The following is a 24,051-nucleotide window of genomic DNA, read 5'->3' as shown; positions in this document are numbered from 1 at the left end:
CAGACTCAGCGGAATATCAGCTGCTGCCCGGTATTAAAATCGTCCGCATTCAGGGCATTGCGCCCTCTGGCACCGGTACAGTGACAGCCGTACACCCGGGTTTGCGGATCCACAGCCTCCTGTGCGCGGCGCAGTGCTGCCGGTGTTGCCCGGCGCAGATGCAGCCCGCCGACCACCGCCTGCACCGGTGCATTATCTGTCAGGGCGCGCGCATGCTGTATCACTGACTCAATGCCTGAATGACTGCAACCGGTGATAATCACAATACCCTCTTCCCCGCGCCAAATCAGAAAGCTGTCATCACGGACATAATCCGCCTCTCCGTTACTGAGCAGTACCCCGTAACGGCGCACCACGGCCCGCTGCGTGATTTCTCCGGCGAACAGAAAACGCGGTGAGATGGCATACGGTTTTTCCGTCAGCACAAACTGATAGTCACGGCGCAATGTTTCTTCACAAAACAGCGGTGATAACCGCTTGAATTTCAGCGGGTAACCGCCAAGCCACAATGCGGCCCGGCGCGGTTCGAAAATATGCGGGTGTGCAATTACCTTCAGCGGTGACGGCAGATTATGTCGTTCTGTGCGGGTTAATCCGCCGAAATGGTCATAATGACCGTGCGACAGCACCACCGCATCAATATTTTCCAGTGAAATCCCCAGCGCCTGCGCATTGCGGATATAGGTATCATCCGCGCCCGTATCAAACAGCAGCGAGGTTTCCCCGTCCTCCAGCAGCAGGCTGAGACCGGCGTGAGAATCCAGTTTCGGGTCAGTATTCGTATTTTCCAGTAGTGCGGTGATGCGTAACATGGATGATAATCCCTGAAAGATAAATGTATTCTGCCGTTATATATAACACAGTGTTTTCCTCTATAACGTATCTGTATTGTACCGCAGAGCGCAGATTATGGTTTAATTCAGGTAATGTTAATAAATCGGCATGACCCGGCTGTAAAATTGTTAAATAATAGCCGGCCGACACAGACTTTCAGGAGTTCCGCATGGGAATTATTACCGCTTTTGCAAAAAGCATCGATAACAGTCAGCTTTTACGCCTTTTGCATCAGCAAATAGAAAAACAGGATGCGCCGGTAGCCTGCCGTGACGATCTGGACGATCAGCTCACCGATATCGCCGCCTATATGCATGATGAACATTATCCCGCCCTGGCAACACGCCGCAAAAAAGTGAATATCCTGACCGGGTTACTCGCCCTGCCGGTATTACTCTTCTCCCTGCTGCTGTTTTCACAGAAGATTATTGATGCCCTGTCACTGAATATCGACATCAGCTATTTATCCCTGACCCTGCTGGATTACAGCCTGACCTACATCTGGGCAGTATTTATTTATGCTGCCGTGCTGTTCGGCACCATTTTTTATTTTTATTTCCTGCAAAAACAGACAGAAAAGTATGCCGGTCATCTGATTGATGATTTTATAAACCGGATATCACATTAAGCGGGATTGATTAAGGGTACATTAAGCCCCGTTGCCACAATAATTTGCCTGCGTTGTCACAGTAATCGTCAATGCTATACTGCAATCCGCTTTTACAGAGAGAGAGAAAACGTGCAAATTCTATTAGTCGAAGACGATTTACAATTAGGCAAAGCACTGTGCCGGGGACTGGAACTGGCCGGTTTTCGTGTATGCTGGCTGCGTTTACTGGCCGATGCCCGTAAACGGCTGACAGAACAGCATTTTGACCTGATGCTGCTGGATCTGGGGTTACCGGACGGCGACGGATTTGACTCTCTGGTGGAGTGGCGTAACAGCGGGGAACAAATCCCGATTATTATTATGACCGCCCGCAATCAGCGCGATCATCTGGTCAATTCCCTCGATTCAGGGGCTGATGACTTTATTTCCAAACCGGTTGAACTGCCGGAACTCATTTCCCGGGTTAAAGCGGTTTCCCGGCGTATTGCCGGTTTTTCCTCACAATTATGGAAAGTGGATAATATTACCCTGAACCCGATGAACCATCAGGTGACACTGAATGACGAGTTATTACTGCTCTCCGGCAAAGAGTATCAGCTGTTATATGAATTAATGCGCAATACCGGTAATGTGGTGCGTAAGCATGAGCTGGAGCAGCGTTTATTCGGGCTGGACGATAAAATCGAAAGTAATTCCCTGGAAGTGCATATCCATAATCTGCGCCGCAAAATCGGTAAAGAGAGAGTGATTACCGTCCGCGGAATCGGCTATCTGCTGAAAAAGGACAGCGAATAAGTGAGAATCCGCTCATTCTTTGTTTATACCGTTCTCCTTCAGACCTTTTCGATGCTTCTGCTGTGGGGCGTCTGGATAGCCTGGCTGAAATACGCATATCTGCCCGGTTTAAGTGAAGATTTTAATGCCCAGCAGATGGTGATTGCCCGTGGTGTATCTGACACGCTGCGGGAAACTCCCACAGATTCCGCCACTTTTCCGCAGATTGCCCGTGCTCTGGAGAGTATGTACGCCAATGCGATGAAAAGCGGCCTGGAAGAGGAGAATTATGATCCGCTGGTCGCTATTCTGCACAGTACAACGGGTGAAGTGCTGTACAGTAATAAACCGGATGTTCATATTCCGCTGAAACCGGACGGAATCGAGCGTTTTACCGAGGACGGTGAAACCTGGTATCTCGCTTACCATACCGACCCGGATATGCAGCGCACTTCGGTTATCGGGGAATCCGGTACTGACCGCCATATGCTGATCGGCGACCCGGCAACCGGCACCGCCGTCCCGCTGCTGTTTATTCTCGGCACCATGCTTTCGTCCACGATTATCACCACCTATCTCAGTCTGCGCCCGCTGCGTGAAACCACCCGCAGTATCGCCACCCGTAACCCCGGCAACCTGACACCTATCAGCATGAAGTATCAGTACAATGAAATGCGTCCGGTACTGCATGCTATTAACCAGCTGATGCAGCGGGTGGATGCTGCCAATCTGCGGGAAAAACAGTTTATGGCAGATGCAGCTCATGAACTGCGCACGCCGATTGCTGCTGTACTGGCACAAATTCATCTGCTCAAACAGATTGATGACCCGGCGGAACGTAACGAAATTACCGCGGATATGGAAATCAGTCTGGATCGCGCGGTATCACTGTCACGGCAGCTGATTGATCTGGCCCGGCTGGAAACGGAAGATTATCCGCTGAAAATGGAAGAGATTGACCTGACCCAGGCACTGAGCCACACCATTGCCATGCTGGTGCCCTATGCTCTGCGCAAAAACATTGAGTTGTCCTTCGACGGCCCGGAAAGCTGCATTGTTGTCAGCGATAAACAGGCGCTGTTCTCCATCATCAACAATATTCTGAATAACGCGGTGAAATACTGCCCGCCGGACAGTCAGGCAGAAGTCTCGCTGGATACAGGCAACCCGGATGAAGTGCAGATTATTATCCGCGATAACGGCAAAGGTATCAGTGAGCAGTACCGCCACCGCCTGTTCTCGCGCTTTTTCCGTGTGCCGGGCTGCAGTGAAAACGGCAGCGGTCTCGGTCTTGCCATTGCACAGAATCTGGCGGAAAAAATCGGTGGTTATCTCTCTGTCACCGACGGATTGCAGCAGCGCGGTATCGGATTTGTGATCCACATTCCGGCAAAAAACCGTGAAATTCCCACTGCTTCCCATGACAGTTCTGAAACATAAGGCTATGCTGAAAAAAGTCAGAACAGGAGGGACAGATGAAACAGGCACTGATTATTATCGACCTTATTAATGACATTACCGGCAAACACGGGCTTTCCAACGCCTGCCATGAGCAGACCGCCGCCCGTAACCTGATTGCGGCGACGCGGGAAACCGCCCGTCAGGCGCGGCTGCGGGACATTCCCGTAGTGTGGGTGCGGGTCGGGTTTGCGGATGACTGGCATGATATCCCCGCCGGATCACCGATGTTTCAGCGGGCAAAAGAGATTGGTGCCCTGAAACTGAGCGGCAGCGGTTGTGACTGGGCAGACGGCACGGATGTGCAGAAAGAGGATGTCTGTTTTGTGAAGAAAGGCGTCAGTGCCTTTGCGGGAAATGATTTGCTGATCTGGCTGCGTAAAGCCGGGATTGAACACCTTGTTCTGGCCGGTGTCAGTACTGTGATGGCGATTCAGAGCACCGCGCGTTATGCTCACGACAGCGGGTTTTATGTTTCCGTGACGGAAGATTTGTGTGCCGCGCCGACAGCGGAATTGCACCAGATAAGTCTGGAGATGCTCCGCCCGATGGCAGCTATCACCACATCCGCCGCCTGGCTGGCACAATAACTTTTTATTATCCGCGCAGTGATGCTGCTGCGCGGATCTCTCTGTTTACCACAGCGACAGCAGATAACGCAGCAGCGCGGTCACAATCGCGGCGGCCAGCACAATCACCAGAAACGGCTTTTTATACCACGTCAGTATTCCCGCAACCGCCACTCCGGCCATTTTCGGCCAGTCTGATAATTCCTGTCCGCTGAAAATCGTCATCGTTACCGCCACAGCAAACAGAATGACAATCGCCCCCATGGAAAGCAAATTTTTAACGTGTGATGACACCGAGAAACGCCCGCTGAGCAGCGCCCCGGAAGCCCGCATGGCATACGTACCGACCGCCAGCAATACGATCCCCGTCAGAATGGATAATGTATCCGGCATTACGCTCTCCTCAGGCTGACCACCAGCCCCAGCAGTGATAACAGTACCGGGATCCCCGGCGGTAAAAATGGTGTGGCAGCCAGGGCAATTACCGCTCCCGGCAGAGCAGCGCGGCGTGTTTTCGCCTCACGCAGTGCAGGCAGACACAATGCCAGGATAATCGCCGGGAACATGGCATCCAGCCCCAGCGCTTTGGTATCCACAATAAAGGTACCGAGAAACTCGCCGATAATCGTTCCCAGCGGCCAGCACAGAAAAATCCCCAGCCCGCACAGCCAGAATGCGGCTTTCTGTTTGTCTTTCTGTTTTTCCGCCAGACCGAACACCACACTCTCATCATTAAGAATATGGAAGCCCAGCAGCTTTTTCGGGCCTTTACCGGCAAGGTCATGCACCGCAAGGCTGAACGGCACATGACGGGCATTGACCAGCAACCCGGCCAGCGCCGCAGACACCGGACTGCCGCCGGCCGCCACAACGCCGATAAACAGAAACTCTGATGCCCCTGCCAGCACAACCAGAGACAGTGTCAGCGGTACCCAGAGCGGAAAACCGTTGGCATGCGCCAGCGCCCCGTAGGAAACGCCGACAATTAAATCCGCCACACAAACCAGCAAAATATTGCGGATCATGGCATTATCGAGTGGAATAGCGAGTTTCATTGCGATAGACTTATAAATTGAACGATACGTTCATTATGTCGAACAGCTTGAATTACGCAAGTGTTAATTCCGGGTTATTTCCGTTAACCAGCAGAGAGTGTATTTTATGGATTCACCTATCACCCCGCCCCTGCAGATTATGGCGGTCAGGCTGACCGAAGAGCGCCAGCGCCAGGGTCGTTCTATCGCCGATGTCGCGCGCAGTGCCGGTATTGCAAAGTCCACACTGTCGCAGCTGGAATCGGCACAGGGAAATCCGGGAATCGAAACGCTGTGGTCGCTCTGCGTGGCACTGAATATCCCGTTTGCCAGTCTGTTTGAAACCCCGAAAAGTCGGGTAACCGTTCTGCGGCGCGGGGAAGGCATTCAGGTCAGTGCCGAGAATGCCTATTACCACGCTTTTCTGCTCTCTTCCGCCTCTGCAGTTAACCGTCGTGACCTGTACACCATCACAGCACAGCCCGGCAAAGACCGCGTGTCCGAGCCGCATATGGCACAGGTCACCGAACATATCCTGCTGATGACCGGCAGTGCCGTCGTCGGTACCCTTGATGAACCCGCCACACTTTTGCCCGGCGACTATATTTCCTACCCCGGCGATGTCCCGCATATTTTTAAGGCGCTGGAGCCCGATACCACGGCAGTCATGATTATTGAGCACTGATTTTACGCATTTGGTATTCACAAACACTTACTTATCGCAAATAATGTAAAGTGAAGTTTATCATTTCGGGTATATTCCGCATCCGGTATCGGGCTGCTCTGTCATGCTCTGATGCCGCTGTAACGGGCTTACTAAGGAAAAACCATGCTTGATTTTAACCGTCAGAATTTAACTCATATGACAGCCGATGCCCTGAAGAAACAACGGGGCTACCTGTGGATCATCGCCATTCTTCTGCTGGCCGGTGGTGTGGCCTGTCTGATGAACCCGCTGATTTCCGGTGTCACGCTCAGTTATATCATCGGGGGACTGCTCGTGATAAACGGGCTTTCCATGTTGTTTGTGACACTCAGCAGCCGGCTTTACAGCGGCGGCAGCAAGCTGTTTTCCGTTCTGGTTGCGGTCGCCTATCTCCTTCTGGGTTATGTGTTCCTGACCGAACCGCTCACCGGGATGCTCAGCCTCGCTATTCTGCTCGCCATTCTGTTTATTGCCGGCGGGATCCTGCGTCTGGGTTCAGGTCTGCGTCAGATGTCTCAGGCGCGCGGCTGGCTGAACATTATTATCGGCCTGCTCGATCTGTTTATCGCTTATCTGCTGGTCGGTAACGGTCCGATTGTGTCTGTCACCCTGATAGCGACCCTGGTCGGTATTGAACTGCTGTTCAGTTCTTTCGGACTAATCGCAGCCGCTTCTGTCCTGAAAAAGAATAATTAACCGCATCCGGTGGCGCGGGCAAATGATTTGCCGCGCCACATCCCCTTTTTCTGTTTTTTCCGCTTTTCCCGCAATTTTACATACCCTTTCAGAACCCGTGCCTGAAAAATGGTACAGTATTCAATGTGATCCCATTTTTAACATTTTGCTGCTCACTAGGGAGTCTGTAAAAACCACGTCACAGGAGACATTTTTTATGGAGCAACAACTACGGTTATGGCTGCAACAACAATTTGAACTCAGTAATGACTACGCCTCATGGGCGGCCATTACCGGGGTTATTGTTCTGATTCTGGCTATCGCTGTTATTCTGCATCTTGTCCTGCACAAAGGCCTTCTGCCGTATATTGAACGCCGCACCGGTGGTACTCAGCGTCCGTGGGGCTCATTAATTACCCGCACCCGGCTGTTTAACCGTTTTGCCTTTCTGATTCAGGGGATAGTATTTAATATCCAGGCACTGATTTGGCTGGGACGCGGGTCTGCCGCACAGGAGATCCTCACGACCGGCGCACAGGCATGGTGCCTGTTGTTCGGCATGCTGCTGCTGTTTTCCGTGATGGACATTCTTCAGAGCCTCTCCCGCCATACGCCGTCTCTGAGCCGTCTTCCGCTGCGCGGCGTGATGCAGAGCCTGAAACTGCTCATCGCGGTGCTCTTCAGTATCCTGATTATTTCGCTGCTGATAGGAAAATCCCCGCTGATTTTGCTGAGCGGACTCGGTGCCATGACCGCGGTGCTGATGCTGGTCTTTAAAGACCCGATCATGGGTCTGGTGGCCGGTATTCAGTTGTCGGTCAATGATATGCTTAATGTCGGGGACTGGCTGGAGATGCCGAAATACGGCGCAGACGGTGCTGTAACGGATATCGGGCTGACCACGGTCAAAGTGCAGAACTGGGATAATACCATCACCACCATCCCGACTTACGCCCTGATTTCCGACTCTTTCAAAAACTGGCAGGGAATGACAGCATCCGGCGGACGGCGTATCAAACGCAGCATGAACCTGGATACCACCAGCATCCGTTTTCTGACCGATGAAGAGATCAGCCGGCTGCGGCAATCAAACCTGATTGCCGGTTATATCGATGCCAAATTACAGGAAATCGCAGAATACAATGCGCAGGAACCCGGAGATACCCTGCTTAACCAGCGGCGGCTGACCAATATCGGGACATTCCGTGCGTATGCGGAGGCGTACATCAAAGCCAGTCCGCATATTCACAAGAAGATGACGACCATGGTGCGTCAGCTGGCACCGACACCGGACGGGCTGCCGGTGGAAATCTACGCCTTCACCAATGTGACGGCGTGGATAAGCTATGAGCAAATTCAGTCCGATATTTTTGATCACCTGTTCGCGATCCTGCCGCAATTCTGGCTGCGGGTGCATCAGACACCAACGGGCTTTGATATGCGCGGTATTGCCGCGCATTTCGCCCGGGAATGTGAATCAGAACGCCGAGCCGGGCTGTAACAGGAACTCTGCCTCTTCCGGGGTGGAGTTCCGCCCCAGAATCTCATTGCGGTGCGGGTAGCGGCCGAAACGGTCAATGATCGCTTTGTGCCGCCGCTCAAAATCCTCGGTGCTCTCATCAAGCCCTTTAAACAACAGTTCCGCCTGCTGATGGATCAGTGCGGATTCCGAATGCATATACGGCATCAGCACAAATTTGCGCTGAACCGGAGGCAGTTGCAGATAATCCGGTGTTTTCACCGCCTCCTGCGCCAGCACCAGTGCCATCGGGTCCTGTGCAAATGACTGCGCGTTCCCGCGCCAGAGATTACGGGAAAACTGGTCCAGCACGAGGATCTCCGCCAGACGCCCGCCGATGTGCGCCCGCCAGCTGAAACATTCTCCGGCTGCGGCCTGTTCCCATACCTTAAGAAAACGGCGGCGGATCAGGTCATCAAATTGTGTGTCTTTCTTAAACCATTGTTCCGGAGTGGCTTCATTAAACCAGAAATCCAGAATCTGTTGTGCTTCCATCATCAGTCTCCTTTTCAGTCCGGCCATGAGGATCTCTCCCTTTGCCCGGCGGTCATATCACGGTATGCTGGGAAATCATTATTAGTTTAACGCATATATTGTCAATTATTTATCACAGGCCGATATTCATGGGAAAACTGTCCGCACACACCGCCACATTTTACGGCGTTCTGGCCATTCTGTTCTGGAGCACCATTGTCGGATTAATCAAACGGGTCAGTGAGGATTTCGGGCCTGCTTTCGGTGCGGCACTGATATACACCCTCGGGTCAGTGATGTTACTGCTGGTCACCGGATTTCCGGCCATCCGCCGCTGGCCGCGCCGCTATCTTATCTGGGGCACACTGTTGTTCGTCAGTTATGAGATCTGTTTTATTCTGGCGCTCGGTTTTTCTCAGAACCGTCAGCAGGCAATTGAACTGGGTATGGTGAACTACCTGTGGCCTTCCCTGACCGTCGGACTGGCTGTACTTATGGGCGGGCAGCGTCTGCGCCTGCCCCTGATAGCCGGGCTGGTGCTGGCGGTGCTCGGTATCAGCCGGGTGATTGGCGGAGAAAACGGGTTATCACTCAGCTCTGTCGCCGCCAACGTCGCACTTAATCCGCTGAGTTACGGCCTGGCATTTACCGGTGCAGTGATCTGGGCCTTCTACAGTAATTTGTCCCGCAGGCTGGCGGACGGTAATAACGGCATTACCCTGTTTTTTATCATCACCGCCCTGATGCTGTGGGTGGTAACCGCCTTTGACGGCATCACACTGCCCGCTGAATTTTCCGTTTCAACCGTTGGTTTTCTGATTGCCGCCGCTGCACTGTCCTGTGCCGCAAATGCACTCTGGACCATCGCAGTACTTCGCGGTAATGTTGCCCTGATAGGCACACTCTCTTATTTTACCCCGGTACTTTCCACTGCGTTTTCCGCATTATTACTCAGCACTGCTCTCTATTTTGCATTCTGGCAGGGGGTACTGATGGTTACCGGTGGTTCCTTATTATGCTGGCTCGCCACCCGCCGGAAATAACATGAAAATGAACCGGCGAATTTCCGGAGGAATATGCTAAATTAGCGCCATGCTATTATTGGTCGCTTTTCAGGAAATACGATGTCCAAAAAACTTAAACATAAACTGGTTAATTTATTCTTACAGCTTTATACGCGCCGCCGTGATTTTTCACACTCCGTCACGGCCTTTAAACAGCTGGAGACTATCGACTTCCGGAATATTGTTATTTATTCGACAACGGCACTCGGGGATTTTCTGATGAATACCCCGGCGATTCATGAAGTCAGAAAACGTTTTCCTGACGCCCGAATTACCGTTGTTTCCGGCAATAAAATGGCACCTTATATCCACACCGGTATCGGTAAAGACTGGGACGATGTGGTGTGCTGGAACAGCAAAGTCAATACCGTACTGAAACTGGTCAGGGATTTAAAAGCGCACGGAACGCCGGATCTGGTTCTGATTATGCACTCACATAACCCGTATGATTATCTGAGCGCAGTCATGACCGGAGCACCGTTTGTTTTTCGCTGTAATTATCCGGCAAACCCGTATATGGAGCGCTGGCTGACCAACTATAACGGTAGTGGTCATCGCCATACTATTCAGTCCCGGCTGGACCTGATAGCGCCATTACAATGTCAGTTTACAGACAGCAGTATTGAAATGCGCGTCCCCTGTGATGTCACCAGAGAACCGTCTCCGTGGCATAATGTCGGTTTTCAGATGGGAGCATCCAGTGAAGAGGCGCTGGCCGGTCTCTTACTTTGTACAACTTGCCACCGCGCTGATGTCAGCAGACGACAAAATCAGGATCGTCCTGTTCGGTTCTCCCGGTGAAGTACATCTTTCAGAACAGTTTATGGCGTTACTGCCCGCAGAATTTCATCACCGCACCGAGTCTCTGATCGGTAAAACCGCCATGACAGAGCTGACACAGGCAGTCAATAATGTTGATGTTCTGGTCACCGGGGATACCGGAACTATGCACATAGCCGTTGCTCTGAAAGTCCGGACTGTCAGTCTGTTTGTCAGTGCCGCAGCACATGCAACCGGACCTTATCAGGATCCTCATCTTCACCGCGTACTCACCGGCTTTACCAGTCCGCTGATGACTCCGCCCGGAAGTCATGAAATGACGGCCATCAGTACTGACCGGGTCATTGCAGCTGTGCAGGATGCACTGACAGATGTTTATCCGGACACACACGAATCCTGATTAAGCTGAATTACTTACGGAAAACCACGGTCTCACACCCGGCCGTAAAATACAGTAGACTGACAGAAAAAGGAGGATCTATGTCAGAGAATATGCAGAAACCGAAAATGACACAGGAAGAAGAGGACGAAATTGAGTCCCTGACAAAAAGCCTTGTCATGCGGGATAAGATGAAACTGCCGAGAATTGACAGAGAAGTCGAGCAGCAGCGCCCTGAACGTTTACGTCCCTGGTTCCGGGAACGTCTTAAATTCCACCGTGATGCAGCCAGAAACAGTTAACTGTAAAACTGAGCCTGCCGGCAGCAGATAAACCGGCAGGCTGAAAAGGCTTATTTTGCCATTTCAATAATTTCTTTTGCTGTTTTACCCTGTAATTTTTCTTTCAGCAACGCCATCATTTTTTCTTCATCACCACCGCTGGCAAAAGCCACCTGGAAGCTGATTTTAGTAATAGCGCCTTTCAGCTCACGGGATTGCTCCGGGCTCAGATCTTTTTCCATTTTTGCGATGGATTCCTGCGCTGCCTGCTGGGAAGACATATCCAGTGTTGCATCACCACAAGCGGTAAGAGCAAAAGAGAGCGCGATAACTGCCAGTAATTTTTTCATTTTCCACCTCGTTAATAATATCTGCGGTATTTTACATTGCCGGACAGATAAAACCATGTTTATTACAGGCAGAATTAACCGTTTATTTATACAGTTATAACCATGTTTTCCCGCCCGGTAAAAACAGGAAATTTATTTGTTATTGTAAATCAGCTGTTTTTCAGTACCGGTGCCGATATAATACCTCCGTCTGAGAAATACACGGAAAAGCTATGTTTAACGAATGCGTTGTTGATGAAATTTTAAACTGGATAGAAAACAATCTCGAGTCTGATCTTTCATTAGAGGCCGTGGCCGGAAAAGCCGGTTATTCCAAATGGCATTTTCAGCGTATTTTTAAACAACAGACCGGCTATACCCTGGCAAATTATGTCCGTGCACGGCGTTTATCCTGTGCGGCCATCGCCCTGCGCCTGCTGCCGCTCAACCTGATGCATTTATCCATGAAATACCGCTTTGATTCACAACAGACATTCTGCCGTGCCTTCAAACAGCATTTTGGTATTACCCCGTCAGGATACCGTAAAAAAAGCGGCTGGCAGCCGGGGGGCTTTGTACTGCCGAAACGCTATGCCGGAAAACTGCACTCCTCGGTTGAGATGACGACACTGCCGGAAAAAGTGCTGACCGGAACGTCGAATGTGTATCAGGCGGCATCAGATACCTGGAATATGCGCCTGCCACAACTGCGCAAATATTACTGGCAGCCTTTTTTACAGCGGCTGACCGCTTTACCGGAAGCGGTTTATGCCATACACGGTGTCAGTAAATCTGCCGGGGACACTTTCTCAATGTACTATGCCACTCTGGCAGAAGCACATTGCCTGAAAAATACGATACCACAGGACATTGTTTATACGCCCGGTCATGCCCATTACTTAAAAATTATTTTTACCGGTGATTTTTCTGATATTGATTTTCAGGATATTACTTATGATATTTATAATAATATTTTGCCGGAACTGAATATAATCCGCCATCCGGAGCATCCGGATACGGAAGAGTATATATTTCAGGAAAACATCACTGAATTAAACCCGGAAAACCCGAAACTGGCTGTCCGGGTGATTAATTATTACATTCCGGTGATGACTGATACCACAGGCTGGTGATCATGATCTGCCAGCGTCATACTATTGCGGCTATTCTGCTCTGCGGTCTTCTGTGCAGTGATAGCTTGTTGCCGGGTATCATTAAATCCGAGAATAAAAGTAAACAATACAAACCCGCAGACGACCTTTCGTTTTGACGGCACCCGTTTACTGACTAAAATATAAACAATCAGAGCCGCCGAAATAACCACCCCTGACATATATACGTAGTTTTCCATAATAAAAACTCCCCTGATTATATTCCAATCGTAGTTTATCTTACCTGTCCGTACATTATTCTGATAGTCATCTTAAAATAACAAAATTAGGAATTGACCGTTATTTATTTTCTGTTTTTTACACATGAACCGGTTACTATGAAAAAGAGTATCTTCTGATTTGCGGAGGTAACCGATGTCATCATATGCAGAACATATCACCATGGCGCACATTCAGTGTGATGCGGAAGAAGCGCTGCTGCCGCTGTTAAAAGAACTGACTGATAAGCAGATGCTGGGTGGCTGGCGGTTGCGCAAGCATGAAATACCGCCAGCCGGGGCAGTTTCCCCCTGGTATCTGCTGAAAGATAATGCACAAATCGCATTGCTGCCGACATATCCTTTCGCTGCTGTTTCTGTCGCGGATGCCGCTATTGCGGATGAAGCCGAAATCACGGCGCATAATGACCGGATTGAACATCTCAGTAATGCCATCAACTCCACTTACGGGATTTTATATTGTCATCTGTCGTTTAAGGCATTGGCGGTATAGTAAATATCAGATAATGCACCGGGATTGTTACGTATTTCCCGATTATTCTGATACAGACTATTCCCGAACAGGACTATGTTGTAACACGCCTATTGTTCAGGAGTTTATGAGATGAAAGTGAATATTAAGAGAGTAAGCGCAGTGACTTTATCTGCAGTCCTGCTGCTTGCTGTGGCCGGTTGTTCAAATATGTCGAAACGTGACCGGAACACTGCTATCGGAGCCGGTGTCGGTGCTGTCGGTGGTGCAATCCTGACCGACGGCAGTGCACTCGGAACCGTCGGCGGTGCGGCAATCGGCGGCCTTATCGGACACCAGGTGAAAAAATAATTTCCGGAGCCGGCATACCGCCGGCTCTTTCATTCCTTCCCGGCTTTATACCGGTAATGTCCGGTGATTTTCCAGCTGAACAGCACATCCTCACTGACCTGCCCGCCGCCAATATTATGCATGACCAGCGGATTTCCGCTGAACAGCGCGGTTTTACCGATCACAATACCGATATGCGGACGACCATTATCCAGCTGCCAGGTCACAATATCGCCGGCCACATAATCCGCCGCATTCTGTGTGACCGGTTTGGTTTCCCCTTTACGGCTGAAAAAAACCATCAGATTGGGCACCCTGCGGTGATCAATATTCGTATCCGGCCGTGTCTGTCCCCACAATTTACGGCCCGGGTAGAGAGAAAACGCCGTTTTGATATCCTCATGCACCTCTTTTTGCAGATCGATACCTATTTTCCGGTAACTGCGGATAATCACATCCGAACATACCCCTTTCCGGGGTGAAACATCCCCGCCGGGATAAGCGATTTTTTCATAGGACGGATCATACAATACCAGCCTGTCAAGCTGCTGAGCCGCCTGATTCAGCGAGCCCGCACCGTAACCAGCGGGGATTATAGCAACAGACAGTAAAACAGCGCATATCCCGGCAATATCATGACGCATTATTTCCTCCGCAACCGCTCAGAAAATCCCGTCCCTGCCCCAGATGTAACGTAATACCCCGGCAGCATCCCGCGGACTGAGCTGTAATATACTCTGATACAGCGCTGATTTTATTTCACAGGCCAGTATGGCATCCTTTTCCAGAGTTTCGGCTTGCTCTTCATCCAGCAAATCACCATAGGTATGGCGCAGCCGGAGAAAGATGCCGGTATATAATGCGTCAGTTTCTGCCTGAGATAAACCCGGCACTGTTTTTTTTGCGGGTAAAAATGTAATAGCGGTTCCGTTACCCAACTCTGCCGGGTAAATGAAACTGAAGCAAAGCAGTCCGGAGGGATCTTTATCCATCGCACTGTTAAACAATGCCAGCCGGTTTTCTGCATATTGTAATATCCATTCATCCGGTATTTGCTGCAGCAATACTTTTCGATCCTCGGTATTGCTCATATAAATCATGCGGTAAAAATTCCGCAGTTTAATACCGGATAAAAGGTAATTTCGCCCTGATATATTGCTGTACGTTGTTTCTGCTGCAACCGCTTTTGGTGACAGAAATAAAATAAGAAGAAAAAACAGAAAGAAGACAAAAAAATACACTGTAATACGTAAACGGGGCATTACAGTTAACAGCAGAACAGCCCCCGGCACCGGAGCGGAATGTCCGGATAAAATGCCGGTCAGCATCAGTGCTGTCATATCAGCAGGTTACCGGGCTCATTCCAGTACCAGCTTATCCTGCCCGGCCCGTTCAGCCCAGACATTATATTCTCTGACCAGCGCCATGACTTCATTATTGGAATCTTTCATTTCCCGCATATGCGCCTGAAGCTTTTTCAAATCCCCCGGAAATTCCCGCTGAATTTCCTGTGTTTTTATCCGCAGGCGCTGCATTTCTTTATTTCGTCTTTCCAGCGCCACCATCAGCATATCTCTGATTTGATTACACTGCGCAATCGCTTCAAAATCGAATTCTGAATACTCCCGCATATCGTCGTTGTCAGTCATGAAAGCATTACCTTATCTGAAATATACTGATCACCGATTATAGCGTTTTACTGCCGTGATTGTTCCCGTACCTTGCGGCCGGTAAAAGTATTACCGGCTTTTTATCCGGCAGAATATTTTCACCGGCAGTCAGATTCACTGGTTACTCATCCGGTGATAAAACAGATTAAGTATAATTATGTGTGTATTCGTAATAATCAGTCACATCAGGCTATCAGTGCTGATATTGTTTTCTCAAAATATAATTAATTATACAACTCAACATACTGATTGATTTTATTTGCAGATCTTTATATCTGATAAATTAAATGAAGATATTTTTATATATCCGAAAATATTGCAATGAGAACACTATATACCATAAAATTTTTCAAAAAAAAACAACACTACGGGGAAATACATGCTATAATAACATAGGCTAATAATCGCTTTATGCGTATACAGAAGAGTCACTTATGATTAAATATTTCTGGTATTCTTTAAAGAAAAAAATCTCTCCCCGTCAAGCCGTTATTTTTTTCAATACGTCAACTTTATCCAGAAAAAAAAGATGTGAAATACTTTTAAAATCAGGAGTCATCGCTGAAAAATCTGTATCAATTACGTCTCCGTTATATTTTGAATTCGGAAATATTAAGTTAATTGGTGATGTCTTTATTAATGCAAACTGTAATTTTCTGGATAATGCACTAATTACTATTGAACATAATACAATGATTGGCCCTAATGTCACTATCAGCACTGTCAGCCATCCGGTATCTCCGGAAAAAAGACATAACGACAATATCATATTGCCTGTTAATATCGGAAAAAATGTCTGGATTGGTGCAGGGGCAGTTATTCTGCCCGGCATAACAATCGGGGATAACAGTATTATTGCCGCGAACAGCGTAGTCAACCATGATATTCCCGCTGATTCTCTTTATGCCGGTACCCCCGCACGCTTTATTAAAACAGTATAATTATTTGGTTCTGTACCAACCCATTAATGTGATGTAGGCGTTGACGACTGAAATTAATGAACCGCTGCCTGTATTTCCTGTTGTGCCGGAAATAGTGTGGGTATGTGCGCCAATTGCTACGCTATGAGCATGATTTCCTGCACTCCCGGTTTGTTTTGGCCCTTTACGATCACTAGTACCGCCGGGACCGACCGTTCCGGCTGTATAGTTATCATTATAATCATGTGTATGTGCTCCCGTTGTATTCGTCGTTTTAGTTCCGTAATCAAAACTCGACGTAGTTCCGGAGAAACTATGGCTGTGTGCCGGTAAATGGGCAGCAGTTAATGTAATATTGTCACTGCCGCCGCTGGTCAGCACATTACTGCCGCTGCTGTTTGCCAGCCGGATTGTTTTATTTTCACCGATATAGGACCAGGATGTTCCCGGAAATAAGTCATTCGGGTTTTTATTTTGCGCAAACCAAATGACGACACCGACAGGATAAATCGTGTCGATATTTACCGCGTTTTTCAGTGCTTCCGTTACAGCATTCTGACTCATGACTGATGTGGACGAATTGCCGGTATTCTGCACAACCGCGGTTTTATCCACCTTTTTATTCAGATCAGCGTTAAGCGCATATTCCCCCGCCGGCTGATAATTCCCTTTCGGCTGATAACGGCCATCACCTTCTGTTTTGGTATAAACATCGGTTTTTAAGGCGTAATTCCCGGCCGGGGCATAATTGCCTTTCGGCTGGAAGTGAGTATCAGATTCTGCTTTGGAATAACTGTACCCTTCCGGCAGATAATTCCCCGCAGGCTGGAATTTCTGATCAGATTCCCCTTTGCTGTAAGCGCCCACCTCTCCGGCGGTCAGATCTGCTTTCAGTTCTGCCCATGCCGTTCCGGTAACCGGTTCGGTGGTGTTATTTTCAACCTTTGACTGCCAGGTTTTGTTTTTGTGGTACACAACGCTGCGGACAGCATACGGTTTACCGGCTTCCTGCCAGACCGGAGCACCGAAGGACTGCATTTCACCGACCGCTTCCGTGATATCGTGGAACAGGCTGTTCATCTTCTCACGCTCGATATCTTTGGCCGCCGGATCCGTGGCCTGGTCACGCTCGTAGTCATACCCGTAACCCTGGGTATAGGAAACCGCGCCATCGGCCCGGACTTCATCAGGAATAGCAGTGCGGTCCCCTTGTGTTGCAAAGGGGACTTTAAATAATTTAGTCATACGTTTTATGCTCCGAAGTTACTGCTCAGGAAGTTTTTCCGGTTTTCACCGTGACCAAAGGCTTTTTTGGTCACAATCCGGTATTTGACGCCGACACCGGACGGGCGCGGCATAAGATCGAAGTTCTCCAGCAGAACGCGCAGGCGTTCATCCGGATTAAAATTAAACACGTAATACAGATAGGTCATATCCAGCGGATCGAGCACAAATACCCTGCTGTCTTTATTGCCGAAGAACCGTTCGAGGAATTCATTAATATTGCTGACGGTCGGGCTTTGCGTCAGATTGAAATAACGCATACGGATAATCAGCCGTTTTTGTTCCTGTGTCAGTGACAGTGTGTAATCACTGTTACGCCGGAAATTCGCCCTGAAATTGGCCTTTTTATTACCGAAACCGGTACCGATTTTTGTTTTATCATCCGGCGGGATATCCACACCAAGCGGGACATCCAGGATCCGCGCCCAGATACCAAGGCCAAAATCAGTGGCGGTATCGATATTAAACACATCGTTATACCAGTTCTGCCAGAAACTGACGGTCGCCCGCTCAAACCAGTCCGATTTATGACGGGCCAGTGCTTTCAGGTTTTCCGCCTCTTCGTACTGCCATAACAGTGCCCGCAGCAAATCTGAATGAAATGAAAACGACTGAATGGAGTCTGTCATACAAACACCACCTGAACCGCACTGCGGTTAATTTTGGCGACTTCCGTCAGTTTTACCGGATAAATATCCGGTGACCAGCGTGTGCCGTCTGCGGATAATTCAATACGGGTGATAAACAGCCGCGGCTCAGCGGCATTAATACCGGCAGAAATCTCAAACGGTGAAACTTCCCGCCCGGCCACCAGCCCGCCATCCCCTTCGGTATCGCCGTTTGCCCAGGCTTCCACTGCTGCCGGGATAAGGGTTTGTGCATCCAGAGAGGTTTTTTTGACCGTCACACGACAAAACAGCACCACTTCTTTTGCGCGATCGAATTTTACCGTGTAAACCTGCCCGCTGACCGGCTCCGTCACCTCAACTTCCTCACTGCCGTTATAGGCGGCACCGATGGTTTTGGTCCGCAGCAGTGCGGCGGCAATTTCCTGACTCTCCCCGCCCTCAACGCAGACATACACACTGTGCGGTACAAGCGTGATGCCGTCCGCTGCCATCGGGGTATTGGTATAATTTTCCCGGTATGCCAGAGAGCGGACACCCTCCAGTTCATACAATGCGGAAGTCATGGCCTCCCCGACACTGACCGTATTTTTTGCCAGCGTCAGTTTACGGCGGCGGCGGGACTGCAAATCAGACTCCGCAATCCGGCCGGTAACCGCACCGGACGGGTTAGTGACCGTTTCCCACCCGAGAACAGAGCTGGCCACCGTCATCAGCTGCCCGGCCGGACACTCCACGGGACCGGTTTCAACCGCACGCATATCGCCGCTGACAGTCCCGTTTTTACCGATAATCAGCGATTTTGTGGTAAAAAATGCGTCACCGGCCAGTGTTTCCGCCAGTGCCCCTTTCGGAATGATGGTGCCCGGCACACCACCGAACTGCACCTGCGTCAGAATCGAGCGGGTGGCATCCCGGCGCTCCCCTCCCATCAGTGCCCAGATAGCGTCCAGAAACACGCCTCCGGCAAGATCCGGGTTTATCTGATTTGCCAGTTCCGCATTATTACGCACAATGGCATCACGATTCTCCGTTTCCATCGTGATCAGCACCCCCTGCGGGGTTTCCGGTGAGACATCCAGATCCTGACCAAACACCGCCTTAAACTCATTTTCAACGGCTGTGCGCTGCTCAGCAGTATCCGGGATAATCACGCCGGATGAGGTAATATAATTATATTCAGCCATTTAACCTGATACTCCCGTATTCAGTCTGTAAAACAGCGGTATAGCTCAGATTGTTATCTTTCAGCACGGCCGCGAATGAAATCACTTCTGTGACCTGCGGGATCTCCCCTATCCGTTCACGGAATGCGGTTTCAAACACCGGCAGATCTGCCTGCCGTCCGAACGTGGTTTTCCAATACGGAATGCCCTTGTCCTGCTTATGCAGCATTTCACCGCGCAGTGTTTTGATATACTGAGCACAGCTGTTTTTTACTGCCTGTTCATCACGGGCGATGGCGAGGTTACCGTCCCCTCCGGTGAACAGATCATTATTTTCACTGACATCAAATGTCATCATAGCGGTTCTCCTGAATCCTCATGTCCGCGCTGAATACCGCTGTGTTTGTGGGTTGAACCGATGTTTTTACCGTTATGTTTCAGGGTGCCGCCCGCTGCATTACTGTCACCATTCACATTGTGATTACCGTTAATAGTCACATTCCCGGTATAAATGGTTTCCGGTGCATTAACCTCAAACAACGGCGTATCCAGTACGGCTTTATCCCCGTGCAGCGATAAACACACAGCACCATCCGCAGACTGCACCACCAGGGCATCCGTATTTTTGCCGTCGATTACCCAGCCTTTGAGTGTGTCGGGAAAAAACATGGCATCACTGAATGTGTGCAGACGTGCGGTATTGGGTTCGTCTTCCAGTCCGCCGCGCTGGAAAACCAGACTGATATCCCGGTCATTGGCTTTCAGCCAGCCGAAATCCCCCGGTTTTACCGGCATACGGATAAAAAAACCGCCACCGCCGAAACGAAACACCGGAATATTAGCCAGCGCACCGCGCCCGACTTTCTTTCCGGCGGTCGTTACCATCATCACCAGCGGTTTCACCACAGCCCGGTTACTGGTGTCGTCATAACTGACCACCGTGGCCGGCAGCATGTCGTCAATATTCATCAGCAGACTGCGGAACGCAGCCGCAAATTGCCCGGCCAGACTGCCGTCACTGGCCATATCACTATTAGGTTTATTCATAGTTTTGCCCGTGTCGTCAGGCCCGTTTGCAGATTGCCGTATAAAAAAAGGCATCCTCATGTGAGGCGATATCGAATTTCAGCTGCTCGATGATGTAATCCCCGTTCAGCGACGGGTTGAATTTGCTGTTCAGCCGCAGCATACCGCCGAGGCAGGATTCGCCGTCGATCAGATATGACACTTCAAGCCCTTTCTCCGTCGCTTTCGGGATCCCGATCATGCCGGTTTTCTGACTCAGAATGCGCAGTTTCCCGGACAGCGCTTTATCCCTGTCTTTCACATACAGCACATCGTCATCAATAAAGGCTTTCACATTCCCGGCATCCTGCAACCGCTCAATCTGCTTCAGCGCGGGACCGCAAAAATACCAGTTGGCGACATTTTTATCGGTCGCCTGGAAATCCAGTGAAACGTGACAGTCTTTTGCGATTTTTGCAGCGATCTCACTCATTTTTGACATCGCCTCCCCGCCGGAGGTGACAATATCGCGGGTACCGGCATTGCCGGTTTTGGCTTTCAGCGTCAGTGTTACCTCCGGCGGTGACGCAATTTCCGCGCTGACAATATCGCCGGTAAAGATGCGGAATACGCCGGTACTGCGCCGCCCGGCTTCCAGGATGATCCGGTGCGGCGTTTTACTCTCCGTAAAGGGACTGGTTTCCGTCAGCAGCATGTTGCGGGTTTGTGTATTCAGGCCATCAATGCTGAATGAACAATCATTCTGTAACGGATTGGCGTATTTCGTGCCCGAAGCATGCATGCGCATGCCCTCATACCATTGCAGACGACCGTTAACTTCGATGGCACAGCGGATCCTGCGTAAGTCAATCATCATCCCCCCGCCAGACCAGTGTCTGTGTTTTTCCGAACTGTTCCCACCAGGGTAATGCGTCCCCGCCGGTCAGTAACGTAAAATTGCCGCCGGACGTAAGATAGCGGTACGGGATCAGCAGCTGATCCGGCAGCATCCGCATCCCCTGCACAACAATCTCATCATCGCAGCGGATATCACAGCACATCACTCCGTGCGCGGTTTTGATTGTCAGTTCCCATTCCTGTTCACCCAGCGTGACCCGCAGGCGCTGATTCGGTACGGTATTCAGTGGTATAATTTTCATTTGCCCCCCGGTTTACCGGCAGTCCCGTCAGCGACGTTGACGGCAACAGAACTTTTTTTCGCCGGTGGCGGTGCCGCCGTCTGAGCCTGCACTTTGCCGCAGTTCATCGTGCTGCTCTGTTTTTTCTTCACCACCTTGCGCGGCGGTAGTTCGCCGTATTCCGGTTCAATCACCCGCCACTCGGTAAAGGTCAGAGAGAGACTGAGACCATCAGCCATTTCCGGATTTTCATCATGGGTAAAAGAGGTGATCAGCATCGGCCCGTAGGCTCTCACCCTGGTCTGAATACACACCAGTTTGTGATTGTCGTACGCTTGCTGTATTGCCTTAAACTCATCTTCTGTTTCACCGGTGAGCATTAAATCCATACTGATAGTCACCGCATTAACCACAACATGATCACTGCGGGTTTCACCGGATTCCACCTGAAACGATGTGGCTTTATGGGTATCAGTAACCGTCAGTTTCACCGGGCTTGCTGAATCAAACAGCGTGGCAAATGAGTTCACATCAAAGATTTTGACTTCTGTTATCATTTCTCCATCCCCGAATTATATTCATGTCCCATATTTTCGATGTGCTGCCGCAGTACCTCAACGATATCTGCCGCAATGGTCTGCGGATCACCGTCTTTGGCAACGATACGGAGCTCACCGATAGAGACATTACTTTCATTGCTGACCGCAGACTGATTACTGATCGTTCCGCTGGTCAGGGATGCCATCGGATTGGCTGCCAGCGTGGTGACATGGCCGGTGATTTGTCCGGCAAGTTTCAGTGTTTCCTCTTCACTGAGAGGCGGGGTTTCCGGGATGCTGTACTCCAGTTTGCCCTTCGTGGTGACAGTACGCTTAACATTCTGCTCAATCTCTGCCGAATCCCCCATACCGACCCAGCCTTTCACTGTACTCCAGCCCTCTTTGACCAGATCCATCCCCTTACTGATCCAGCCGAGGATCTCTTCAATCTGCTCCCACAGCCATGTGAAGATACCGACAACCGCATCTGACACGGTATCAAAGACTGCCTCAAATTCAGCGCCCCAGGCCATCACCCCCTGAATACTGACGGTCAGCCAGTCAATAAACTCATTGAGTGCCGTGTTCATGGTGTTGTAAGCCGCGACGACAATATCCGCCACAACGCCAATCACCGACATAATGAAGTCAAACAGGACGACAAACGCCTCCCACACCGTGAGAATGACCGCTTTCAGCCCCGGATAACTGTCGAGTATCCGTCCGATCATCGAGTCGTTACCGTCGATGAAATTCATGATGTCGTCATACACCAGTGCAAAAACCGCCGCCAGCAAAAGGATCCCCGCCACCACCGCCATAACCGGCAGCATGGCGGTCCATGTACTGATCTGTGCCAGTTTCATAGCGTGAACATATTTGCCTGTCACGACGGCGGCCACCGCGATAAAAAAGCCGGTGACAAAGTTTTTGTTTTCTTTCGCAAAAACAACGATTTTTTCCAGCCAGTCCAGCCCCTGAGCCAGCACCGGGATCAGCATCCCCATCAGGCTGTTTTTCAGGAGACCGGCGGATTGCTCCAGGCTCAGCATGGCATTGTTAAAACTGATGGATTGCTCAATACTCTCGCGGGTGATACCACCATAGTCTTTCTGCGTTTCCATCATCCGGGATAGCTCTTCCCGCCCTTTCATCAGCAGTTCAATGGTGCCGTTATCCTCAACACCCAGTCCGCCGAGCGTTTTTTTGGCCTCGCCGAATGACATCCCCTGCACTTTATCCGCAGTCTGCAGCACTTTTTCCATCGAATCCCCGGCAAAACCGAATGATTTTGCCATCGCGGATAAATCAGCCTGTGCGGCACTGCGTGTTCCGCCAAGCGCAGCGACCGAACCGGAAAACGCATCCACATCCTGCGTGGTGATATTGATTTCTCTGCCCAGCTTATCAATGGATTCAATTTCAGCAGCGCGGGCTGCCGCATCACTGATAAGTCCGGTGATTGTCGTTGAAATACCGGCGAAATTGAGGGATTTTTCTGCCAGCGCCGCAACGTTATCAAATGCACTCTGCCAGGCGGCATCCGAATCACTGAGAGCGCTCTGTACTTTTTTCTGAGCACCTATTTCTGCCGCTGCTGCTGCCTCGCCGGTGCGCCGGGTTTCAGAGATGCTGTTCTGCAGCTCATCATGATTCTGCTTCAGCGCCTTAAATACAGAGTCCGATTCCCCGCCGGTAAACTGCACCAGCGAGGTTACAATAGCACTCAGTTTCGTACTCATTTCACCGGTCTGTTTTGTCACTTCCCCGGCATTACTCTCAAACTCAATATATTGCCCGCCGCTTACCTGCTCCTGCCACGGCCACATCTCTTTCAGCAGGCTGCCGAACGTCAGCGTGTTTTGCTGCGCCTGTTTTATATCGTCAACGATGTCATCCGTGGAACGCCGGAGATTATCAAGTGCGCCGTTTGTCTGACTGATATCAGATTCAATTAACTGAACAAAGGTTTCCGTCAGAGACATTATCTATCCTTTAAAGCGGCCAGCGCTTCGTTATATCTG

33 protein-coding genes are annotated in these 24,051 nt (G+C 50.2%); 15 read left to right on the top strand and 18 right to left on the bottom strand.

What is annotated here, in order from left to right; genetic code table 11:
- Nucleotides 1–5 precede the first annotated feature (5 nt).
- Nucleotides 6–812, bottom strand: a complete 807-nt coding sequence (locus AB7038_RS07425; protein ID WP_369453035.1) for an MBL fold metallo-hydrolase — start codon at nt 810–812, stop codon at nt 6–8.
- Between the two features lie 191 nt (nt 813–1,003).
- On the opposite strand from AB7038_RS07425, the gene AB7038_RS07420 reads away from it, so the two are divergent.
- From AB7038_RS07420 to AB7038_RS07405, 4 genes are all read left to right on the top strand, one after another.
- Nucleotides 1,004–1,462: a DUF6097 family protein gene (locus AB7038_RS07420; protein WP_072867662.1), complete on the top strand. Its 459-nt coding sequence runs from the start codon at nt 1,004–1,006 to the stop codon at nt 1,460–1,462.
- A 111-nt stretch (nt 1,463–1,573) separates the two neighbouring features.
- Nucleotides 1,574–2,239: a response regulator gene (locus AB7038_RS07415; protein WP_368888485.1), complete on the top strand. Its 666-nt coding sequence runs from the start codon at nt 1,574–1,576 to the stop codon at nt 2,237–2,239.
- Nucleotides 2,240–3,658 carry a sensor histidine kinase gene (locus AB7038_RS07410; RefSeq protein WP_369453034.1) on the top strand — a complete coding sequence of 473 codons (1,419 nt, stop codon included), beginning with the start codon at nt 2,240–2,242 and terminating at the stop codon, nt 3,656–3,658.
- Between the two features lie 35 nt (nt 3,659–3,693).
- The gene (locus AB7038_RS07405) at nt 3,694–4,266 is read left to right on the top strand and encodes a cysteine hydrolase family protein (RefSeq protein ID WP_368888487.1); all 573 of its coding nucleotides are present in this window, start codon (nt 3,694–3,696) and stop codon (nt 4,264–4,266) included.
- Between the two features lie 45 nt (nt 4,267–4,311).
- Here the strand turns inward: AB7038_RS07405 and AB7038_RS07400 are convergent, their stop codons facing one another.
- Nucleotides 4,312–4,638, bottom strand: coding sequence for an AzlD domain-containing protein (locus AB7038_RS07400; protein WP_368888488.1), 327 nt, complete (start codon nt 4,636–4,638; stop codon nt 4,312–4,314).
- The gene (locus tag AB7038_RS07395; protein ID WP_369453033.1) at nt 4,638–5,300 is read right to left on the bottom strand and encodes an AzlC family ABC transporter permease; all 663 of its coding nucleotides are present in this window, start codon (nt 5,298–5,300) and stop codon (nt 4,638–4,640) included. The genes AB7038_RS07400 and AB7038_RS07395 overlap by 1 nt, the downstream gene beginning before the upstream one ends.
- Nucleotides 5,301–5,406: 106 nt before the next feature.
- On the opposite strand from AB7038_RS07395, the gene AB7038_RS07390 reads away from it, so the two are divergent.
- The 3 genes from AB7038_RS07390 to AB7038_RS07380 all read left to right on the top strand — a co-directional run bounded on the left by AB7038_RS07390 (nt 5,407) and on the right by AB7038_RS07380 (nt 8,161).
- Nucleotides 5,407–5,964, top strand: coding sequence for a helix-turn-helix domain-containing protein (locus tag AB7038_RS07390; RefSeq protein ID WP_015422664.1), 558 nt, complete (start codon nt 5,407–5,409; stop codon nt 5,962–5,964).
- A 144-nt stretch (nt 5,965–6,108) separates the two neighbouring features.
- Nucleotides 6,109–6,681 (top strand): HdeD family acid-resistance protein, encoded by a 573-nt coding sequence (locus AB7038_RS07385; RefSeq protein ID WP_108657256.1) that lies wholly within the window; start codon nt 6,109–6,111, stop codon nt 6,679–6,681.
- 196 nt (nt 6,682–6,877) lie between these two features.
- The gene (locus AB7038_RS07380; RefSeq protein WP_369453032.1) at nt 6,878–8,161 is read left to right on the top strand and encodes a mechanosensitive ion channel family protein; all 1,284 of its coding nucleotides are present in this window, start codon (nt 6,878–6,880) and stop codon (nt 8,159–8,161) included.
- Here the strand turns inward: AB7038_RS07380 and AB7038_RS07375 are convergent.
- The gene (locus AB7038_RS07375; RefSeq protein ID WP_369453110.1) at nt 8,138–8,677 is read right to left on the bottom strand and encodes a DUF924 family protein; all 540 of its coding nucleotides are present in this window, start codon (nt 8,675–8,677) and stop codon (nt 8,138–8,140) included. The two genes, AB7038_RS07380 and AB7038_RS07375, sit on opposite strands and share 24 nt — an antisense overlap.
- Before the next feature lie 125 nt (nt 8,678–8,802).
- Here AB7038_RS07375 and yddG point away from each other — a divergent pair, with 125 nt between their 5' ends.
- From yddG to AB7038_RS07355, 4 genes are all read left to right on the top strand, one after another.
- The gene (gene yddG, locus AB7038_RS07370) at nt 8,803–9,696 is read left to right on the top strand and encodes an aromatic amino acid DMT transporter YddG (RefSeq protein ID WP_369453031.1); all 894 of its coding nucleotides are present in this window, start codon (nt 8,803–8,805) and stop codon (nt 9,694–9,696) included.
- A gap of 81 nt (nt 9,697–9,777) precedes the next feature.
- The gene (locus AB7038_RS07365; RefSeq protein ID WP_369453030.1) at nt 9,778–10,518 is read left to right on the top strand and encodes a glycosyltransferase family 9 protein; all 741 of its coding nucleotides are present in this window, start codon (nt 9,778–9,780) and stop codon (nt 10,516–10,518) included.
- Complete coding sequence (locus AB7038_RS07360; RefSeq protein ID WP_369453029.1) at nt 10,469–10,897, top strand: glycosyltransferase family 9 protein; 429 nt, start codon at nt 10,469–10,471, stop codon at nt 10,895–10,897. Before AB7038_RS07365 ends, AB7038_RS07360 begins: the two co-directional genes overlap by 50 nt.
- Before the next feature lie 80 nt (nt 10,898–10,977).
- The gene (locus tag AB7038_RS07355) at nt 10,978–11,178 is read left to right on the top strand and encodes a DNA polymerase III subunit theta (RefSeq protein WP_072867644.1); all 201 of its coding nucleotides are present in this window, start codon (nt 10,978–10,980) and stop codon (nt 11,176–11,178) included.
- A gap of 50 nt (nt 11,179–11,228) precedes the next feature.
- Here AB7038_RS07355 and AB7038_RS07350 read toward each other — a convergent pair whose 3' ends face one another.
- Nucleotides 11,229–11,507 (bottom strand): DUF6694 family lipoprotein, encoded by a 279-nt coding sequence (locus AB7038_RS07350; protein WP_004237422.1) that lies wholly within the window; start codon nt 11,505–11,507, stop codon nt 11,229–11,231.
- A 212-nt stretch (nt 11,508–11,719) separates the two neighbouring features.
- Between AB7038_RS07350 and AB7038_RS07345 the strand changes: the two genes are divergently transcribed.
- Nucleotides 11,720–12,619: a helix-turn-helix domain-containing protein gene (locus AB7038_RS07345; protein WP_368888493.1), complete on the top strand. Its 900-nt coding sequence runs from the start codon at nt 11,720–11,722 to the stop codon at nt 12,617–12,619.
- On the opposite strand, the gene AB7038_RS07340 is transcribed toward AB7038_RS07345, so the two are convergent.
- On the bottom strand, nt 12,583–12,837 hold the full coding sequence (locus AB7038_RS07340; RefSeq protein ID WP_368888494.1) for a hypothetical protein: 255 nt from the start codon (nt 12,835–12,837) through the stop codon (nt 12,583–12,585). The genes AB7038_RS07345 and AB7038_RS07340 overlap by 37 nt on opposite strands.
- 175 nt (nt 12,838–13,012) lie before the next feature.
- On the opposite strand from AB7038_RS07340, the gene AB7038_RS07335 reads away from it, so the two are divergent.
- Both AB7038_RS07335 and osmB read left to right on the top strand, forming a co-directional pair.
- Nucleotides 13,013–13,369, top strand: coding sequence for a hypothetical protein (locus tag AB7038_RS07335; RefSeq protein ID WP_369453028.1), 357 nt, complete (start codon nt 13,013–13,015; stop codon nt 13,367–13,369).
- Nucleotides 13,370–13,480: 111 nt separating this feature from the next.
- A complete protein-coding gene (gene osmB, locus AB7038_RS07330; protein ID WP_072867639.1) occupies nt 13,481–13,699 on the top strand; it encodes an osmotically-inducible lipoprotein OsmB in 219 nt (72 codons plus the stop codon).
- 29 nt (nt 13,700–13,728) lie between these two features.
- Here osmB and AB7038_RS07325 read toward each other — a convergent pair whose 3' ends face one another.
- The 3 genes from AB7038_RS07325 to AB7038_RS07315 form a co-directional block, all read right to left on the bottom strand.
- Complete coding sequence (locus AB7038_RS07325) at nt 13,729–14,322, bottom strand: DUF1287 domain-containing protein (protein WP_368888497.1); 594 nt, start codon at nt 14,320–14,322, stop codon at nt 13,729–13,731.
- Nucleotides 14,323–14,340: 18 nt separating this feature from the next.
- Nucleotides 14,341–14,742 carry a hypothetical protein gene (locus tag AB7038_RS07320; protein WP_368888498.1) on the bottom strand — a complete coding sequence of 134 codons (402 nt, stop codon included), beginning with the start codon at nt 14,740–14,742 and terminating at the stop codon, nt 14,341–14,343.
- Between the two features lie 294 nt (nt 14,743–15,036).
- The gene (locus AB7038_RS07315) at nt 15,037–15,327 is read right to left on the bottom strand and encodes a hypothetical protein (protein ID WP_072867635.1); all 291 of its coding nucleotides are present in this window, start codon (nt 15,325–15,327) and stop codon (nt 15,037–15,039) included.
- Between the two features lie 455 nt (nt 15,328–15,782).
- Here AB7038_RS07315 and AB7038_RS07310 point away from each other — a divergent pair, with 455 nt between their 5' ends.
- Nucleotides 15,783–16,289, top strand: coding sequence for a sugar O-acetyltransferase (locus tag AB7038_RS07310; RefSeq protein WP_369453027.1), 507 nt, complete (start codon nt 15,783–15,785; stop codon nt 16,287–16,289).
- On the opposite strand, the gene AB7038_RS07305 is transcribed toward AB7038_RS07310, so the two are convergent.
- Genes AB7038_RS07305 through AB7038_RS07265 form a run of 9 tightly spaced genes read right to left on the bottom strand, consistent with a single transcriptional unit; the run spans nt 16,290 to nt 24,012 of the window.
- Entirely contained in the window at nt 16,290–17,513 is a 1,224-nt protein-coding gene (locus AB7038_RS07305) for a phage baseplate protein (RefSeq protein WP_369453026.1), read from the bottom strand.
- 5 nt (nt 17,514–17,518) lie between these two features.
- Entirely contained in the window at nt 17,519–18,181 is a 663-nt protein-coding gene (locus AB7038_RS07300) for a DUF2612 domain-containing protein (protein WP_072867628.1), read from the bottom strand.
- A complete protein-coding gene (locus AB7038_RS07295) occupies nt 18,178–19,365 on the bottom strand; it encodes a baseplate J/gp47 family protein (protein WP_368888502.1) in 1,188 nt (395 codons plus the stop codon). Before AB7038_RS07295 ends, AB7038_RS07300 begins: the two co-directional genes overlap by 4 nt.
- Nucleotides 19,358–19,702, bottom strand: a complete 345-nt coding sequence (locus AB7038_RS07290) for a hypothetical protein (RefSeq protein WP_368888503.1) — start codon at nt 19,700–19,702, stop codon at nt 19,358–19,360. Before AB7038_RS07290 ends, AB7038_RS07295 begins: the two co-directional genes overlap by 8 nt.
- Nucleotides 19,699–20,391, bottom strand: a complete 693-nt coding sequence (locus tag AB7038_RS07285) for a Gp138 family membrane-puncturing spike protein (RefSeq protein WP_369453025.1) — start codon at nt 20,389–20,391, stop codon at nt 19,699–19,701. The genes AB7038_RS07290 and AB7038_RS07285 overlap by 4 nt, the downstream gene beginning before the upstream one ends.
- Before the next feature lie 16 nt (nt 20,392–20,407).
- Nucleotides 20,408–21,223 (bottom strand): baseplate hub protein, encoded by an 816-nt coding sequence (locus tag AB7038_RS07280; protein WP_369453109.1) that lies wholly within the window; start codon nt 21,221–21,223, stop codon nt 20,408–20,410.
- Nucleotides 21,216–21,509, bottom strand: coding sequence for a phage baseplate plug family protein (locus tag AB7038_RS07275; protein WP_369453024.1), 294 nt, complete (start codon nt 21,507–21,509; stop codon nt 21,216–21,218). The genes AB7038_RS07280 and AB7038_RS07275 overlap by 8 nt, the downstream gene beginning before the upstream one ends.
- Entirely contained in the window at nt 21,506–22,045 is a 540-nt protein-coding gene (locus AB7038_RS07270; protein WP_072867617.1) for a phage baseplate protein, read from the bottom strand. The genes AB7038_RS07275 and AB7038_RS07270 overlap by 4 nt, the downstream gene beginning before the upstream one ends.
- Nucleotides 22,042–24,012 (bottom strand): hypothetical protein, encoded by a 1,971-nt coding sequence (locus tag AB7038_RS07265; RefSeq protein WP_349419396.1) that lies wholly within the window; start codon nt 24,010–24,012, stop codon nt 22,042–22,044. Before AB7038_RS07265 ends, AB7038_RS07270 begins: the two co-directional genes overlap by 4 nt.
- Nucleotides 24,013–24,051 lie beyond the last annotated feature (39 nt).

The sequence above is a fragment of the Morganella morganii genome (assembly GCF_041099235.1).
GTDB lineage: Bacteria > Pseudomonadota > Gammaproteobacteria > Enterobacterales > Enterobacteriaceae > Morganella > Morganella morganii_E.
Note: the sequence above shows the minus strand (reverse complement) of the source record. Positions and strands in the feature narration are given on the sequence as shown.